This is a genomic window from Solibacillus sp. CAU 1738 (genome assembly GCF_039888725.1).
Classification (GTDB): Bacteria; Bacillota; Bacilli; order Bacillales_A; family Planococcaceae; genus Metasolibacillus.
On sequence record NZ_JBDQQN010000007.1, the window covers coordinates 40,377 to 56,033 of the forward strand.

A 15,657-nucleotide genomic window follows, 5' to 3' on the forward strand; every position below is an offset into this window, starting at 1 on the left:
GATATATTTATAATAAAGTATTATGAAATATTTCGTTATTGATTTAAACATACTTTACAGAAGGAAGGTACATATGTGGCGTAATAAAAATGTTTGGATAGTTTTAATTGGGGAATTTGTAGTTGGGCTCGGACTATGGGCTGGAATAATCGGAAATTTAGCTTTTATGCAAGAACTTGTACCTTCTGATTTTCACAAATCTCTCATTCTAGCAGTTGGTATGATTGCTGGGGTAGCTGTAGGGCCATTAGCAGGCAGAATTATCGATTCTACAAGCAAAAAGAAGGTTTTAGTTATTGCCAGTGCGGGACGTGTTGTGAGCGTGTTATTTATGTTTATTGCACTTGCTACAAATTCAGTACTATGGATGATTCTATTTTTAATAAGTTTGCAAATAGCTGCATCATTTTATATGCCTGCATTACAAGCAGTCGTACCAATGATTGTGAAAGATAAAGACTTAATTGCATTAAATGGTTGGCATATGAACGCGCGAACAGTGTCACGTATTGTTGGTACAGCAGCAGCTGGATTATTATTAAGCTATTTTGATGTTAAATGGCTGTATATAATATCGATGATTATGTATCTCGCTATGTTTGCCATAACTTTCAACTTAAATTTGCAAGAGCAGCAAACTCCTTCAACAATCAAGGAAAAGGGGAAAGGAAGCTTTAAAGAAGTATATCCTATGCTTAAAGAGCAGCCTGTTGTATTAATGACCCTTGTACTGATGGTTATTCCAACACTATTTTTAGGCTCTTTTAACTTAGTTATTATGAAAATAACAGAAATTCATCAATCTCAAAGTTTATCAGGGTTGATTTATGCCATTGAAGGCATTGCTTTTATGTTTGGTGCCGTAGTTGTGAAGTACTTAAATACAACCTTTAAAACAGTCACGATGCTTTTTGCACTTGTGTATTGTATGGGAGCAATGGAGTTAATGCTGTATGTAGCTGATGTGAAACTATTCGCCCTTATGACATTCGGAATATTTGGATTGGTTTTAGGGTGCTTCTACCCAACTACAATGACTATTTTCCAACGTCAAGTACCAAAGGAATTCCACGGACGATTTTTCGCATTTCGTAATATGCTAGATCAAATATTATTCCAGGTTGTATTATTATCTACCGGAGCATTACTTGATTTTATAGGCTTACAATGGATGGGAATTGTTTTTGGTGTATTTAGTTTATCTTTAAGTACGTATTTCTTACTCGAATTACGTAGAAGAAAGATCAATATGGCTATATAATTCAATTAATGGGTGTCTCTGGAACAACTGAGACGCCCATTGTTGTTTTTGTAAGACAGAGTACTTATTTTTATATTGCACTTGTGTAATAAACAAGATACGATTAGAACAATGATTTTTTTTGGAGGAGTACATCATGGCGTTAGAAAATCGGAAAAAAGGGATTGTACTTGTCCTAATGGCTGCACTGTTTTGGGGAATTTCAGGAACAGTGTCACAATATATGTTTCAAACATTACACATAAGTACCGAGTGGCTAACAACGGTACGCTTACTTTGTGCAGGAGGTATTTTAATAGCGGTAGCGTATAAAAAAGAAGGAAATCGAATTTTTGATATTTGGCGTCATAAAGCGGATGTAGTGGCGTTAGTGATTTTTGGGATCATCGGCATGATTGGTGTTCAATATACATATTTAGCAGCTATTAAACATGGTAATGCAGCAACGGCAACTGTATTACAATACTTAGGTCCAGCATTAGTAACAAGTTATTTTATTGTTTTAGCAAAAAGATGGCCAACATTAAAGGAACTAGCTGCTGTTGCTATGGCGTTATTAGGTACTTTTTTACTCGTTACTCATGGCAATATTCAGTCGCTATCGATTTCAAAAACAGCATTAATTTGGGGACTATTATCTGCATTAGGTCTAGCGTTTTATACGATTCAACCAATTAACTTGTTAAGAAGATGGGGTTCACTCGTTGTCGTTGGCTGGGGAATGTTAGTCGGTGGAGTTGCATTCAGTTTCGTTCATGCACCATGGCAATTTGAAGGAGAGTGGCACTTTACAACAAACTTCGCCTTTTTATTTGTCATTTTATGTGGAACAGTCATTTCATTTTACAGTTATTTAGAAAGCTTGAAATACTTATCTGCTACGGAAACGAGCTTACTAGCCTGTGCAGAGCCATTATCAGCAGCAATCACAGCAGTACTCTTTATGGGGGTTGCTTTTGGTTGGATAGATTGGCTAGGGACACTTTGCATTTTAATGACGATCGTTATACTAGCCAAAAAATAAAAAACATTTCCGAGATTATTCTTGGAAATGTTTTTTATATTTCTTATACATATTATCAATCGTCTCTTGTTTCGTTTTCGTTACACGCTCGTGAGTAGAGAAGGGTACTTCGCCACGCTGCAGAGCCATATCTTTACCTTCTTCGCGCAACTTTGCTAATCGTTTCTTTTTTGCACCTGAGTTTGCCATTTCAACACCTCCATATATAGTGTACAGAAAAAGGAAAAAGCTCTCAACTAGGATTAGTTAAGAGCTTTTTAGTTTAATTAGTGAGAAACGTCTTGTACTGAAATACCAGTGTTCGCTTTAACATCAACTTCACGATATTTCTTAGCGTCATTTTCTTTCGATAACATTGTACCAATGAAACCACCAAGGAAACCAAGAGGAACTGATATAATAGCTGGGTTAGTTAAATAAATTAACGGATCACCAACGAAAATCGCTTTACCTTCAACTGGATTCCATACGTTTGGTGATACTGCTACTAATACTAATGCTGAAATTAATCCAGTTAACATTGCTGTAACTGCTCCAGCTGTATTAAATCGTTTCCAGTAAATTGTATAAATAATTACAGGTAAGTTTGCTGAACCTGCAATACAGAAAGCAATAGATACTAAGAACGCAACGTTAAGTGTTTGAGCACCTAAAGCTAATAAAATTGATACTACTGAAATTATGATTGATCCTACACGAGCAGCCATAACTTGCTCTTTTTCTGTAACCTTACCTTTTTTAATAATTTGTCCGTAAATGTCGTGTGATAGGGCAGATGCACCAGAAAGTACTAAACCTGCTACTACCGCTAAAATTGTTGCGAATGCTACCGCACAAACGAATGAGAATAAAATGTCGCCACCAAGCGCTTCAGCTAATAATGGGGCAGCCATGTTACCGGCAGGGTTTGCTGCAACAATTACATCTTTACCTACGAATGCAGCAGCTCCGAAACCTAAGAAAATAGTAAGAACATAGAAGATACCTACAATCCAAGTAGCCCAAATTACTGAAGAGCGTGCCGTTTTTGCATCCTTAACTGTGAAGAAACGCATTAAAATATGTGGAAGACCTGATGTACCAAGTACTAATGCGATTAACATCGAAATCGTATCAATTCCGTTAGTATAACGTAAACCTGGATTTAAATAAGCTTCTCCATGCTCTGTTGCTGTTGCCATTTGAGTGAACATGTTCGCAATACTGAAATCAAATTTCGCTAAAACTAAGAAAGAGATAATTACAGTACCTAGCATTAGTAAACATGCTTTAATAATTTGTACCCAAGAAGTTGCTGTCATACCACCGAATAATACGTAAATTGTCATCATAACACCTACTAAAAGAACCGCCATCCAATATTCGATTCCTAGTAGTAATTGGATAAGTGCACCCGCACCAACAAGCTGTGCGATCATATAAAATAATACGATTGTAATTGTACTTAATGCAGCTGTACCACGAACTTTTGCTTTGTCGAAACGTGCAGTAATCATGTCAGCTAATGTAAATTTACCTAGGTTACGTAATGGTTCTGCGACGATATAAAGCACTACTAAGTAGGCTACTAAATATCCGATAGAGAAGAAGAAACCATCGAAACCGAATAATGCAATCGAACCGGCAATACCTAAGAATGAAGCAGCTGATAAGTAGTCACCAGCGATAGCAAGACCATTTTGCCAACCCGTTAATCCTCCACCTGCAGTGTAGAAATCACTTGCTGATGAAGTACGCTTTGATGCCCACCAAGTAATTACTAATGTTAAACCTACGATAGCTACGAAGAATGATATCGCTACAATACTCATTAGCTAACACCTCTTTCGTATTCTTCTATAATTGATTTGGCATCACGGTCAAAAGATCCTGCTTTTGCTACGTATAAATGCGCTAAGCCCCAAGTCATAACGAATAATCCAGCAGAATAAATCCAAACCCATGTAATATTACCAAATGCTTTTTGGTGTAAAATGTCTGTAAAAGACGTTAACACCGGAAGCGTCATGTACGCTATTAAGAAAATTGCTGTAAGCGTCCATAAAAATGCATTTTTTCTTTTTACTAGTTGTTTAAATGAATCTAGTTGCGCGATTTTGTCATAATCAATGTGTTTTTGATTATTCCCCATAAACATACCCCCTATTTGCGATATTTACTGCTTTATGTGCGCAAATTTCTCTTCCAAGGAATTTACAATTTTTATTCTATTTGAGTGTTCGCAAAATTGCAATAGTTTTCCTGGAAATTATGTAAAAAAAATTTTCAAAAAAACAACTTATGCGAGAATATTATAAATGTTAAAGAGAAAAAAAGTGATATTTTATATTTTAGTAATATGCGACAAACGTTGATAAATCAACGCTTCTTTAAATATCGGTAAATAATAATTGCGCTTAAAGTACAAGATTTAGTGATTATTGTAGAGAGATTTTTTTAGGAAAAGTCTCCTCTAAAAAAACGTTTTGTTTCAGAATAATATAGTCTTATAAGTATTTTTAAGAATTATTTTGAGTGGGAATGAGAAAAAGATGCCCAAATATTCGATTTTCAAACGACTTTGGACAGCTAAAATATCAGATACAGAAACCCTATAATCGCTTTAACGCGAATTTCTTTGTAAATACGTTCATCTAATATCGATTATTAGAATAAAATGTATTATCAAGATGAAGGGGGGGTTTATAATGGGTGCAAAATGGGTGAAAATTGCAGTAATTTATTTTGCAATCGGTCTTGCGTATGGACTATTTATGCACTATACAATTCAATTACAATGGAAAGCGACACATGCTCATATTAACGTTGTAGGTTGGTTATCCACAGGCCTTATTGGTGTTATTTATTCAATTTATAAAGAAGCAGCGGAAACAACTCTAGCGAAATGGCAATTTTGGCTTTATAACATTGGCCTACCGTTTTTATTTGCTGGTATGATGATGATTTATTTAGATGTACCTCGTTGGTTGTTAGAGATTTGTGTATCAGGCGGCGGAATAGCTGTATTCCTATCAATTTTATTGTTTGTAGTTAATATCTTTAAACATGTGAAAAGTACTTCGTAAAGTAGCGGGGAAGTGTCTGTACGGTCATAAGACTAACCAAAAATTTCATGTAAGCTTGAAAGATGGGATGAAAATCTATTTTCATTCCATCTTTCTATTATATAAGTTTGAATATATCATCGTTGGTAAGATGATCCGACCAACGAAAATTGACTAGTAAGGTACCAACCGTATATAATCTCCAACTAACTTTTAGTTAAATAAAAAATAACCGTAATATAAAGGTTTTTCAACTGAGATATTGAATAGTAGAAATGCTGTCGAAAATATATCATATTGATTGGAGAGAAATCGTTGCAAAATCCATTTCATCATTTAGCTAGGGGTATCTTTATAAAAGATAATAATGTTTTACTCGCACAAGCAACTGGATATACAAATACATTCTTACCTGGTGGTCACATTGAGTTTGGTGAAAGTGCAAAAGACGCACTAATGAGAGAGATTGCAGAAGAATTAGGAATAACTTGTACAGTAGGTAATTTTCTTGGAGTAATTGAACATAGATGGGAGAAAAAAGGCATATTACATTGCGAAATTAATCAAGTATTTGAGGCGAAAAGCGATGAATTAATATTAAATGTTAACCCAAAATCAAGTGAATCTCATCTTAAGTTTTTCTGGTGTAGTGCAGTTGAGTTGGATAATATAAACTTACAACCGTACCCATTTAGAAAACTAATAAAAAAATATTTAAACGGAAACAAGGATATATGGTGGGAAAGTACATTAAATTCTGAAATTGATGATTCGAATAGAAATTAAAATTATTTTGTTCAATTAACATGTGCTGTAAATAAAAATTCGCAATACGATTTTGAGATATTGTTAGTTTAATTGATTTGCATTTAAGTACCTATAAAGAGCCGCTGAAAAGTTTTAGAAGGAAATTCAAAGATTTTCTTATATAAATACATGTATAGATTATGATTAATTGTAGACGAAGCAATGAATTGAATCGGTTATTATAAAAACTAAAATCCGTAATTAAATACCATTAATAAGCAGCCATATAAAGTATTTTTTCATTTTTGTCTCACTGTTATAAGTATACTTTTAAGATGAAACGTAACTTCCTATAATTTATATTATGACCACATCCCTATTTTAAATTTAAGTAATAGAGGAATTTTATCTCCTCCTATTACTGTTCAATTCTATATCTCCATTTTCCATTTTTAACATCATCTACATTAATGTGTTGAACACTTGATTCAATCACATCATTTAGATTTAATTTATTTTCTTTGGCAAATGCTCTTAAATTTTCGAGTATTTCTTTATCACAAGTCGTTCTAAATTCTATACGATCTTTAGGACGATTTTTTTTATCATAGACTATATAATTTTCATGAAGTAAATTTTCAAATCCGTTTTCAAGTAAATAGCCGATATGTGAATTGTGCTCTTTTGCCATTTTTTTTAATTCGTCCAAAAGTGTTTTACTTATTCTTGTTTTATATTCTAACCTTGTAGTATCAATTGTTTGAATTAGTCGTCCATTAATTTTCTTCCACATAATAATTTGCCTCCATTTCTTTTATCCACAGTGTTAATCTTTCTTTTTTATTGTAATTGCAGCTTTCATCACAATTACTATATATGATTAAAGCTAATTTTGTTATACTCTGTTTACCTTTGACCCAAATTCTATATACGTAGTTGCCTTTTTGGCTTTTCTCAATTGTAATTTCACTTTTTAATTTCCACGATTGAAATACTTTCTGTAAACTATCAGCAAAACTTCTACTCGCAGTTGTTACATTCATTACATATCCTTTATTTTGAACCCAGCCGTCACCGTCAATTACACCTCTAATAAATGACGGTAAATACCTTTCAGGAACTTCTGGAAATTGAACTGTTAATGATTTATTTGGTTTAATGCCGATTAGTTCTAAGTCTTTTTTTATTTCTTTTGAATTTATTACAATTGTGGGCGTTGTTTTTGTTGTACCAATTGGCATCAAAACATAGTCAGCTGCCATATAAGTTGCTATTAATTTTAGAATTCTTTCATCTTTTTGAGAGAAATAAATACTATGCGTACTTCTATTAATATGTCCATCTGTAACAAGAATGCCTAATACCCATGCCATTTCATCACTCCATACCTTAAAAAAATCTTCGTTTACTTTATGCTTTCTTGGTTGGCCAATTGGTCTTATATCGACGTTGTGTTTTTTTATGACATTTCGAATGGCCCGATCAGATAAGCCCGTTTGCTCCATCATCTCTTTGTATGACATTCGTTTCTCATACATCGCAATAATATCTTCATCCTCTATATTTGGTTTTCTTGGCATGTGAAATTCCCTCCCATTAGGTTATGTATAACAAATGTTGTAGGCATTTCAAAATTTATGAGGTTCATTGTAATATATTTTGTGTGTAATGATTTAAATTCTAGATGAGTATATCTTTATTATATAAGAACATACGTTTCTTTGGAAGTGGTAACAACGTAGCTTTTTATAACATTGATTGATATACCATTTACTACGCGTGCACCTGCTTTTACAACTTCGATTGCTTAGTTGAATGGCGCTTAAGCTATAGTTGTAATTACTGTTGCATCAAAACACACCACATTAATTTTAAGCCCTTATTTTATCTGTCTAACATGAGCCTATCCAAAGAAGTAGTAAAACAAGTAAAGAGTTGTATCATTATCGAGACCAATGGAATATTAAAAAGCTGCCGCCTGTAAAATACAGACAGCAGCTACAACAAGTTGCCTAAGCTTTTTCAAAATGTCCTTTACAAAAAGTACACTTTAAGTCACAAGAAGGCTATATTTTAAGCGTATCGAATACCCGCTGGTTTAATATTTTCAATCCTATCCGAACTACAAGGTGTAACTGCATATGTCGATAAACTTCCTGTCTATATGACATTAACGGATCTACAACTGCTATTTAGCTATTTAGAACACGACCTAACACGTTTTTCGATGCAGAATGAGCTAATGTTTAAATTGTTAGCTACAACCAGTCTGAGACGTTCTGAACTTGTCTCACTCACATAGGAACAAGTAGATTTGGTAAATGAAACGATACGGATTGATGGAAAAGGGAAAAAAGAAGGGATATTGCCCCTTCACCCCACTTAATTCCCCTGCTGGCATCCTATCGAGCTTCTTCGGGTAATAAAATTATACTTATATTTCCTTCATTGTTAAGTCCTATAGAAAATACTAGACCACCTGTGTACGCTAATTTTCTTGAGTTTGTATTTTTTGAAACTGGCTTTTGGTTAGAATTGAAATCTTCAAATTTTTTCTGCTCCCCAAGCGCTTCGTCTTTCTTATTTTTATTAAAAAGTTTACTCAAGATCCCCATAACAGCACTTCCTTTTTAAAGTATGTAAAATTTTAACACCATTATAGATTCATTATAGCAGCAATCATCCTGCTTTGAATAATAATTATTCTCAAAATACTAACGTTCACATTTGAAAGCACAACAAATGACGTGGCACTTGAATTCAGTTCATCTTAACGTAAAAAAGCAGCAAGAATTGAATCATGCTGCTCTCCAGGTGATAAAATGTTCTCACTTCACTAATTCTTAACAGTAACAACCTATGCCACTATTACACACATCTATTTTGTGAAACGTTAATTTTAACGCTTTTATGCCTCGATATCTTCTGCTAAATAAGCAAAAACTGCACATAACTGGTCATTGCCGGTATCCAAATAAATTAACTTGTATATGTATTTCAAATACTTTCGCATGTAGAAATGGTTTAAGTTACATTTGAAATCTGCCAAAGGGTATTCAACAACACGATAAATCAGTGATGCAATTTATTCATTTGCGGTTGTTACGTAAACTATACTTTTTACTTCAATAAAAGAATTTATATGTGAATTGTCCCAATTCGAAATATTTACAAGTTCATCGTCCTGTAAGAACCGAGTCCAAGCTATATCTTCTTTTTGTTCCTGTAAGTTAGCAAGTTCACTTGTCCAGAAAACAAAAGATTTTTTATCTGTATCAATAGCTAATTGGATCCGTTCAACATATATCCTTTTTCAAAATCCTGTTCCCTCGCTTTGATAGTTTTTGCTACAGTTTGGTCGGTGGAGCGATTAATATCTGTCAAAACAGTTAGTGCATATTTTTGATCTTGTATTGAGAAAACCAAATCAGCAATAAAGAAAAAAATGGTTTCATATTTTTTCGAAAAAAGTCTGTTGGCACAATGTTTAATCCTTTTGTATGTATTTCTATGTGAATTATTTTTATGAATATTGGACAAATTTACATTAAACAATAATTAGCGTTATTTAAACGAACAATCCCCTTTTGAACGATAAATTATGAGAAGCATCAGATAATTAGAAAGTTGTGACCAAGGTATATTTATATTATGTAAACTAAAATTATTTCTTGGTAATAGAGGCGTTCTTCTCCATGCAGCTAAAGCACAGCTTGGCGCCAAACTATTACGACTAAATAAAAATAAAGGTTGGCTAGTACCTCCACCATTACATGTAGATCATCCAGAAAAATAAAATTATCTTTGCGGCTCGTGTGATGAAATAAATTTTAGGTGAACATTTTGGCGAAATGAGAACAATAATGCAATATTAAAGTTTGCTGTCTTGCGATTAAAAAAAGCGGTATTTCCGTACAAAAAATGTGGGATTATCGCTTGTCCTTGGTCATACTGATAAAAGGTTGGATTTCAACTACTACATTAGAGTTAGAGGATGGTAAATATGAAGGATGAGTTAATAATAAATATCTATTTAGATGAAACGGATACTCCGTTTTCAAAATACTATAGCTTAGATGATGTTCACCTAAGCTCTGATCTTGTAGATTTTATTTTATCCAAGCTACATAGCGGCAGAAGAAAAAAAACAAAATTAGTCTTTTTAGGTCAGAATAATTTTAACGAAAAGGAATTGCAGATTGCCACACACAACACTTTTTCTAACATCTTAAACGAAGAGGAATATACCTATGCTAGAAATGTCAAAAAAGCTATTTTTTTATTTATGATTGGTATTCTTGTCGGGGTAATATTCTTGAATTTTTCAAGTACTAATACCTATATTGCAGGAGTTTTAAGCATTGTGTGTTGGGTTTTTATTTGGGCAGGTACAGAGGTTTATTTTTTTGAAAATCGGCAAATAAAACAGCAAATTAGGAAATGCAGAAATATTTTAAATGCGAGTGTGCAAAAAAATTAGGACTCACTTCAGAGTTTAGTGAGAGACACTTATAACGCTTATTTTTGTCATTAAAAAATACTCTCTTCTATTCGCAAATAACGCCAATAAAAGAGAGTATTTTTTATCATTCAATTGTTTTAGGTAGCCTATTCCCACTCAATCGTTGCAGGTGGCTTAGAAGTAATGTCATACAGCACGCTCACTAACCATTGATACATAAGGGTTTTAAGCTAATTTCAAAAACAGGGATTTCCGATATATTCATGTAATTCTTGACCTCAATTGTAGCAAGTGAAACTGTCTTTTTTGATTTCTAGATTAATTAAACAATCTGTGATTCTGTAAAATCAATCATATTTAATTAGAAACATGTAAATACGATTAGAAGAAATGTATTAGAGTATAAGGTGAAAGATTAGTTCACTTTTAACTTTTCAGTAGCATTTTTCCAGATCAAACGTTTTTCACTGTCCGGATCATTCACAATCTCATTCTCCACGTTAAATAGCATTGTAGCCCTATTTTCTAGATCGTAACTTGGCCAATCTGGTACTTCCAATGTATTTGGATTACCAGTATGTGCAAACGCAATCCATGCTCGATGCATCTGATTAGCTAATTTAAACCGTTCAGGTGCATCACCAGTAAGGTTTTCTGTTTCGGATTTCGTTATACTTTTCCAAACGAAAGGAATCTCCAGTCCGTGGCAAGCTTTTAAAACTCCATCTAAAGCAGTGCTTTGATAGTCGAATCGGTACATCCAGACTGGTGTACCTTGCATTATTTGAATTTCACTTAAATGAATAGCTGGAAAAGTAAAAACATTATATGTCATCATATGTTCATAAAGGGCTTGGTTTAACTCTCCTTCATCCAATAAATATCGAGAAATTTCAGGCCATAAGGGTCCTAATGATTGTTCGAAAACTTTCACTAGTTCATTTTCATTAATTTGTTTCCACATTGGATTAAAGAAAGTAAAAAGTCTCCATTCATCTAGAGTCGTTCCGATTAATATAGAAATGTCTTTCGCGAACCCTTCACTTAATGCCTTTTCCGGTTGTTGAGGAATTGAAATACCATCAATAACAGGTCCTAAACTCATCCAAGGAATATCCTCGGCTGCTTTCAATAATACTTCAGCTGGAATGCTTTCTAATTTAGATAGTTCTTCTTTTCCAATTTGAAGCTCGGACAACAGTATTTCGGCTGCTTTAGTGGCTACTTCGCTATTCAGCAAATGGCTTGGAGATCCGCTTTGAAGTATTGCTTGATTAAAAAGCCCTTTTGCGGAAGGCATTGTAAGTAGTGATCCAACACTTATTGCACCTGCTGATTCTCCAAAAATAGTAACCTTGTTCGGATCTCCTCCAAAAGCTTCAATATTTTCATTCACCCATTTTAAAGCGGCTACTTGATCAAGTAGCCCACAATTTCCAGATGTAGCATATTTTTCACCGTCCATTTCGGCTAAGTGTAGAAAACCAAATACACCTAAACGATAATTGATTGTAACTACGACTACATCACCTTGTTCTGCAAAAGAAGTACCATCGTACAAACTACTTGAACCAGAGCCAGATAAAAATGAACCTCCGTGTATCCAAACCATTACCGGACGTTGTTTTGTATCTGCCCCGGGGGACCAAACATTCAAATATAAACAATCTTCACTGATGTTTGTTGGAGCATCACCCATAAACTTCATTATTTCCCTTTCTGATTGCATCGCTGCCGGGCCAAAACTTTTAGCTTCTCTCACGCCATCCCAAGATTCAAGCTGCATCGGGGGACAAAATCGCAAATGATTTATCGGCGGAGCCGCATAAGGTATACCCTTCCAAACACTAACTTTTCCTTCCCTTTTTCCAGCAACTTTTCCATATCGAGTTCTAACAATAGTGGTTGACATTTCATTTCCCCTCTCGTATAAAATTCAAATATTTCAATCAAACAAAGGGTATAGACATCCCTTAACCGTCTATCCTATTAATCATATAACAAACAAGATACAAATCGATTTTCATTTAATTGTTTCATGACAGGTTTTTCTTTTTTACACCGATTCTTAACCATGGGACAACGTGTATGAAATCTGCAACCTGTATTCAGATTAGAATTACTCGGTAAATCACCATCTAATATTATGCGTTCTCTATCTCTTAGCTTCGGATCAGGTAAAGGGATTGCAGCCCGAAGAGAAGTAGTGTAATGGTGTTTGGGATTATCAAACAAATCATTTACATCGCCAATTTCCACGATTTCCCCCAAGTACATAACGGCAATCCGATCACTCACATAATTTACCGCGTGAATTATATGACCAGTAAATAAGTAGGATATATTTTGTTGAAATTGAATTTGGATATCTAAGCAACACAATTTCAACTAAACTCCCTTTTAGTTTAATATATTCAACAAAATAGACATTAATGCTTCTTGGATAAAGGCCCCGTTAGTTTAAGTAATAAGGAATTGCAGCTTGTCTATTCAGCAGTGGCTGCTATCCTCTTACATAAACTATTTAGGGCATACACACAACCCAAGCTCTGACATTAGGCATAGGCTTGGATACATAAACGCCCTATAATATTAGATCTATTCTACTTTCAATTGTGAAGTTCCTTATAATTTTTATGTGAACGATAATTCTCCTTTTTTACGATAATGGGTTTTATTTGTACAGATATAATTATTGCTTTATTTGTGCATCAACATGCTCCCATTGATGAATTTATCTTGTATATTGAGATTGAAAAAAATTACTAGGACAATATGGTCACAAGTTATGAATACGATTTACAGCTCTTCTTATCCTTTTTAACAGATCGTAGCTGTTCAAGCCGTTTAAAAGAAATTACCATGATCCAAGTACGTCGCATTATCCAATACAAATAACTCCCAAATATAATATTCGTGTTTTAGTCGATTGACGAAGTGTTCTGCCGGTGGAAGATTAGCATTTTTATCATTAAAAAACGAATATTTTAGGTAATTTCATATAAAATAGTTCGGTAATAATCTTCTCGCGCCTTCTTGATCTTTAATTATATATGAATACAGCAAGTCCACTATCTTTTCTACTTATAGTGGACTACAATAGTAAAATAATTTCACTAGAAAAAAGTATCTTTTAAAAGGAATATCAGGTTATTCTTTTTTCACCAATATTAATTTTTCATAACCATTTACAGATAACAAAAAGGAATCTTGCTCATTCCATATACTATAAGGGAATACTGAATTAATAGTAGTGTATCCATCAGCATATTCAATATTTGCACCATTCGGAAAGAATTCTTCATTACTGTTATTTATTAATGCTGTATCGAAATAGTAATTTTCATCTTTAACATTACGGTTGATTTTATAGGAAATATGCATCGAACCGTTTGTTAACGTAGCTTGCAATAATTCAAGACCTGCTACCTCATTTTCAGCTACAAAGACCTGTGTTTCAACAGTTGCAGACTGTAGATTAAATGCCCATTCTCCGTCCACTGAAATGGTGCCTTCTTGTTTGGTTGAAAAATGCATCGTTTCAATAACTATTCTTGCACCATCTAAAGAAGGAACAGCCTTAGTACTAGACTCTGTCAGCATTTCTAGTGTTGCAACGTTATTCTTTACATTTTCCAATTGAAACGTATGACCTGAAAACATTAATGGTGCAACTATTGGTTTCGTATCAGATAAAAAAGTATCTATCACTTCACCTTGCGCGTTATAGAGGCGATATTCCATACCGATATTATACAAATCGTCCATTTGAATATGTTCAGATTCAATATTTAGTTGTAGACCTAGTCGATAAGCATCTGCAAAGAAATGTTCCATTGTAATGGTAATATCTTCGGATTGCTGTGATTGTCCCACATATTGCGCATCACCATTTTCACTCGCTGAATTTAATCCGGAATCATTAAATCCGAAAAAGGCTTGTAATTTTGCTATGGCTGTATCATTTGTTAACAAGATAGCTGAACTTAATGCAATCGTCGCTACTGCTGCTGATACAAGTTTTAGCCATGATTTTTTTCTCCCTTTCTTTGATTGCTGACGAATTTGTTCATAGGATTTATCAAAAGTCATTCGAATTGATTGTGGCAGTTCTTGCTCTTTATTCATTTGCTGCTGTAAACGTTCCTCTGCATTGTTTTTCATTGTGGTAGCATCTCCTCAAAATAATAGTTATTTTTCAAATGCTGTTTTGCCCTCGATATTCTTGATTTAATAGTGCCTTCGGGTTCATGAAGAAATTCGCTGATTTCCTTCGTTGTTAGCCCATTCACATAATAAAGTGTTAACGCAATACGATAATTTTCATCTAAACTATTCAACATATCATCAAGCTCAATTGGTAAATCATCTCGATGTGCGGTTGCATTTAGTGTTTCCGAATCGAGTAATACAACCTGCTTATGCTGCTTCATAAATCGATAACAATTGTTTAATAAAATGCGACAAATCCACGTATTAAAATATTTTACTTCTCTTAAAGTACGAATTTTTTCAAATGCAGTTAAAACTGTCTCTTGCAGTAAATCTGCTATATCCTCATCATTTAGCCCTAGCCTCTTTGCAGTACGATAAAGAATCAATTCGTATTGACTAATTAATTGTATAAACGCTTCTCCATCTCCTTTTTGCGCTTGTTTCACTAGAAATTCAGATTCCATTTATAACACCTCTTCTTCCTTTACATAACGTTAGAGTATTTTGAATAGTAATTAGTTGCATAGAATTAAAAATATTTTTATTATTTTATTTCAACATAGGTTTGACTACACAGCAGATATGTATCGTAAATAGCAACAAGAGCAAACACAAAAGGAGGTTGCGTTTGCTCTTGTTTTATTCATATTTGTCTTAACGTTGTAAATCCATATTTTTCTGAGTCAGTAATGATAGATTGCTATATTAAGTAACCCATAACAGCTTCAATATTAGCATGGTTCTCAGTTCGTTATATAAACTGCGTAAAATATATACTATAGCATCTTACCTAATCTACTTTTAGCTATTGCTTTAGTGGAAATAGATTAATTTTTGATAAAAATGAATTGTGACGAAACGGCAGTCATTTTATTATAGCCCGATCCGTTAAAATGCGATTTCG

The 15,657-nt window shown here is 33.7% G+C and carries 16 protein-coding genes and 1 pseudogene; 6 read left to right on the forward strand and 11 right to left on the reverse strand.

Annotation, left to right across the window (positions count from 1 at the left end; translation table 11 throughout):
* Positions 1-73: 73 nt before the first annotated feature.
* Together AAFN87_RS17030 and AAFN87_RS17035 are read left to right on the forward strand one after the other, a co-directional pair.
* Positions 74-1,261 (forward strand): MFS transporter, encoded by a 1,188-nt coding sequence (locus tag AAFN87_RS17030; protein WP_347792264.1) that lies wholly within the window; start codon positions 74-76, stop codon positions 1,259-1,261.
* A 136-nt stretch (positions 1,262-1,397) separates the two neighbouring features.
* Complete coding sequence (locus AAFN87_RS17035) at positions 1,398-2,285, forward strand: EamA family transporter (protein WP_347792265.1); 888 nt, start codon at positions 1,398-1,400, stop codon at positions 2,283-2,285.
* Between the two features lie 15 nt (positions 2,286-2,300).
* On the opposite strand, the gene AAFN87_RS17040 is transcribed toward AAFN87_RS17035, so the two are convergent.
* The 3 genes from AAFN87_RS17040 to AAFN87_RS17050 form a co-directional block, all read right to left on the reverse strand.
* The gene (locus tag AAFN87_RS17040; protein ID WP_347792266.1) at positions 2,301-2,474 is read right to left on the reverse strand and encodes a hypothetical protein; all 174 of its coding nucleotides are present in this window, start codon (positions 2,472-2,474) and stop codon (positions 2,301-2,303) included.
* A 77-nt stretch (positions 2,475-2,551) separates the two neighbouring features.
* Entirely contained in the window at positions 2,552-4,096 is a 1,545-nt protein-coding gene (locus tag AAFN87_RS17045) for a solute symporter family protein (RefSeq protein ID WP_347792267.1), read from the reverse strand.
* Positions 4,096-4,416 carry a DUF485 domain-containing protein gene (locus AAFN87_RS17050; RefSeq protein ID WP_347792268.1) on the reverse strand — a complete coding sequence of 107 codons (321 nt, stop codon included), beginning with the start codon at positions 4,414-4,416 and terminating at the stop codon, positions 4,096-4,098. Before AAFN87_RS17050 ends, AAFN87_RS17045 begins: the two co-directional genes overlap by 1 nt.
* A gap of 556 nt (positions 4,417-4,972) precedes the next feature.
* Here AAFN87_RS17050 and AAFN87_RS17055 point away from each other — a divergent pair.
* Both AAFN87_RS17055 and AAFN87_RS17060 read left to right on the forward strand, forming a co-directional pair.
* Entirely contained in the window at positions 4,973-5,350 is a 378-nt protein-coding gene (locus tag AAFN87_RS17055) for a hypothetical protein (protein WP_347792269.1), read from the forward strand.
* Positions 5,351-5,644: 294 nt separating this feature from the next.
* Positions 5,645-6,115, forward strand: coding sequence for an NUDIX domain-containing protein (locus AAFN87_RS17060; RefSeq protein ID WP_347792270.1), 471 nt, complete (start codon positions 5,645-5,647; stop codon positions 6,113-6,115).
* 379 nt (positions 6,116-6,494) lie between these two features.
* Here AAFN87_RS17060 and AAFN87_RS17065 read toward each other — a convergent pair whose 3' ends face one another.
* From AAFN87_RS17065 to AAFN87_RS17075, 3 genes are all read right to left on the reverse strand, one after another.
* Positions 6,495-6,869: an rRNA methyltransferase gene (locus AAFN87_RS17065; RefSeq protein WP_347792271.1), complete on the reverse strand. Its 375-nt coding sequence runs from the start codon at positions 6,867-6,869 to the stop codon at positions 6,495-6,497.
* Positions 6,853-7,656: an LAGLIDADG family homing endonuclease gene (locus tag AAFN87_RS17070; protein WP_347792272.1), complete on the reverse strand. Its 804-nt coding sequence runs from the start codon at positions 7,654-7,656 to the stop codon at positions 6,853-6,855. The genes AAFN87_RS17065 and AAFN87_RS17070 overlap by 17 nt, the downstream gene beginning before the upstream one ends.
* Before the next feature lie 822 nt (positions 7,657-8,478).
* Positions 8,479-8,691, reverse strand: coding sequence for a hypothetical protein (locus tag AAFN87_RS17075; RefSeq protein ID WP_347792273.1), 213 nt, complete (start codon positions 8,689-8,691; stop codon positions 8,479-8,481).
* 1,079 nt (positions 8,692-9,770) lie between these two features.
* On the opposite strand from AAFN87_RS17075, the pseudogene AAFN87_RS20085 reads away from it, so the two are divergent.
* Positions 9,771-9,872: pseudogene (locus AAFN87_RS20085) on the forward strand (DUF3231 family protein); the annotation flags it as partial.
* Between the two features lie 207 nt (positions 9,873-10,079).
* On the forward strand, positions 10,080-10,556 hold the full coding sequence (locus tag AAFN87_RS17080; RefSeq protein ID WP_347792274.1) for a hypothetical protein: 477 nt from the start codon (positions 10,080-10,082) through the stop codon (positions 10,554-10,556).
* Between the two features lie 128 nt (positions 10,557-10,684).
* Here AAFN87_RS17080 and AAFN87_RS20090 read toward each other — a convergent pair whose 3' ends face one another.
* The 5 genes from AAFN87_RS20090 to AAFN87_RS17100 form a co-directional block, all read right to left on the reverse strand.
* The gene (locus AAFN87_RS20090) at positions 10,685-10,756 is read right to left on the reverse strand and encodes a GMP synthase (glutamine-hydrolyzing) (protein WP_481886492.1); all 72 of its coding nucleotides are present in this window, start codon (positions 10,754-10,756) and stop codon (positions 10,685-10,687) included.
* 197 nt (positions 10,757-10,953) lie between these two features.
* Positions 10,954-12,450, reverse strand: coding sequence for a carboxylesterase/lipase family protein (locus AAFN87_RS17085; protein WP_347792275.1), 1,497 nt, complete (start codon positions 12,448-12,450; stop codon positions 10,954-10,956).
* A gap of 77 nt (positions 12,451-12,527) precedes the next feature.
* Entirely contained in the window at positions 12,528-12,797 is a 270-nt protein-coding gene (locus AAFN87_RS17090; protein ID WP_347792276.1) for an oligopeptide/dipeptide ABC transporter ATP-binding protein, read from the reverse strand.
* Between the two features lie 891 nt (positions 12,798-13,688).
* Entirely contained in the window at positions 13,689-14,702 is a 1,014-nt protein-coding gene (locus AAFN87_RS17095; RefSeq protein WP_347792277.1) for a DUF4179 domain-containing protein, read from the reverse strand.
* A complete protein-coding gene (locus AAFN87_RS17100; RefSeq protein WP_347792278.1) occupies positions 14,699-15,217 on the reverse strand; it encodes an RNA polymerase sigma factor in 519 nt (172 codons plus the stop codon). Before AAFN87_RS17100 ends, AAFN87_RS17095 begins: the two co-directional genes overlap by 4 nt.
* Between the last annotated feature and the right edge of the window lie 440 nt (positions 15,218-15,657).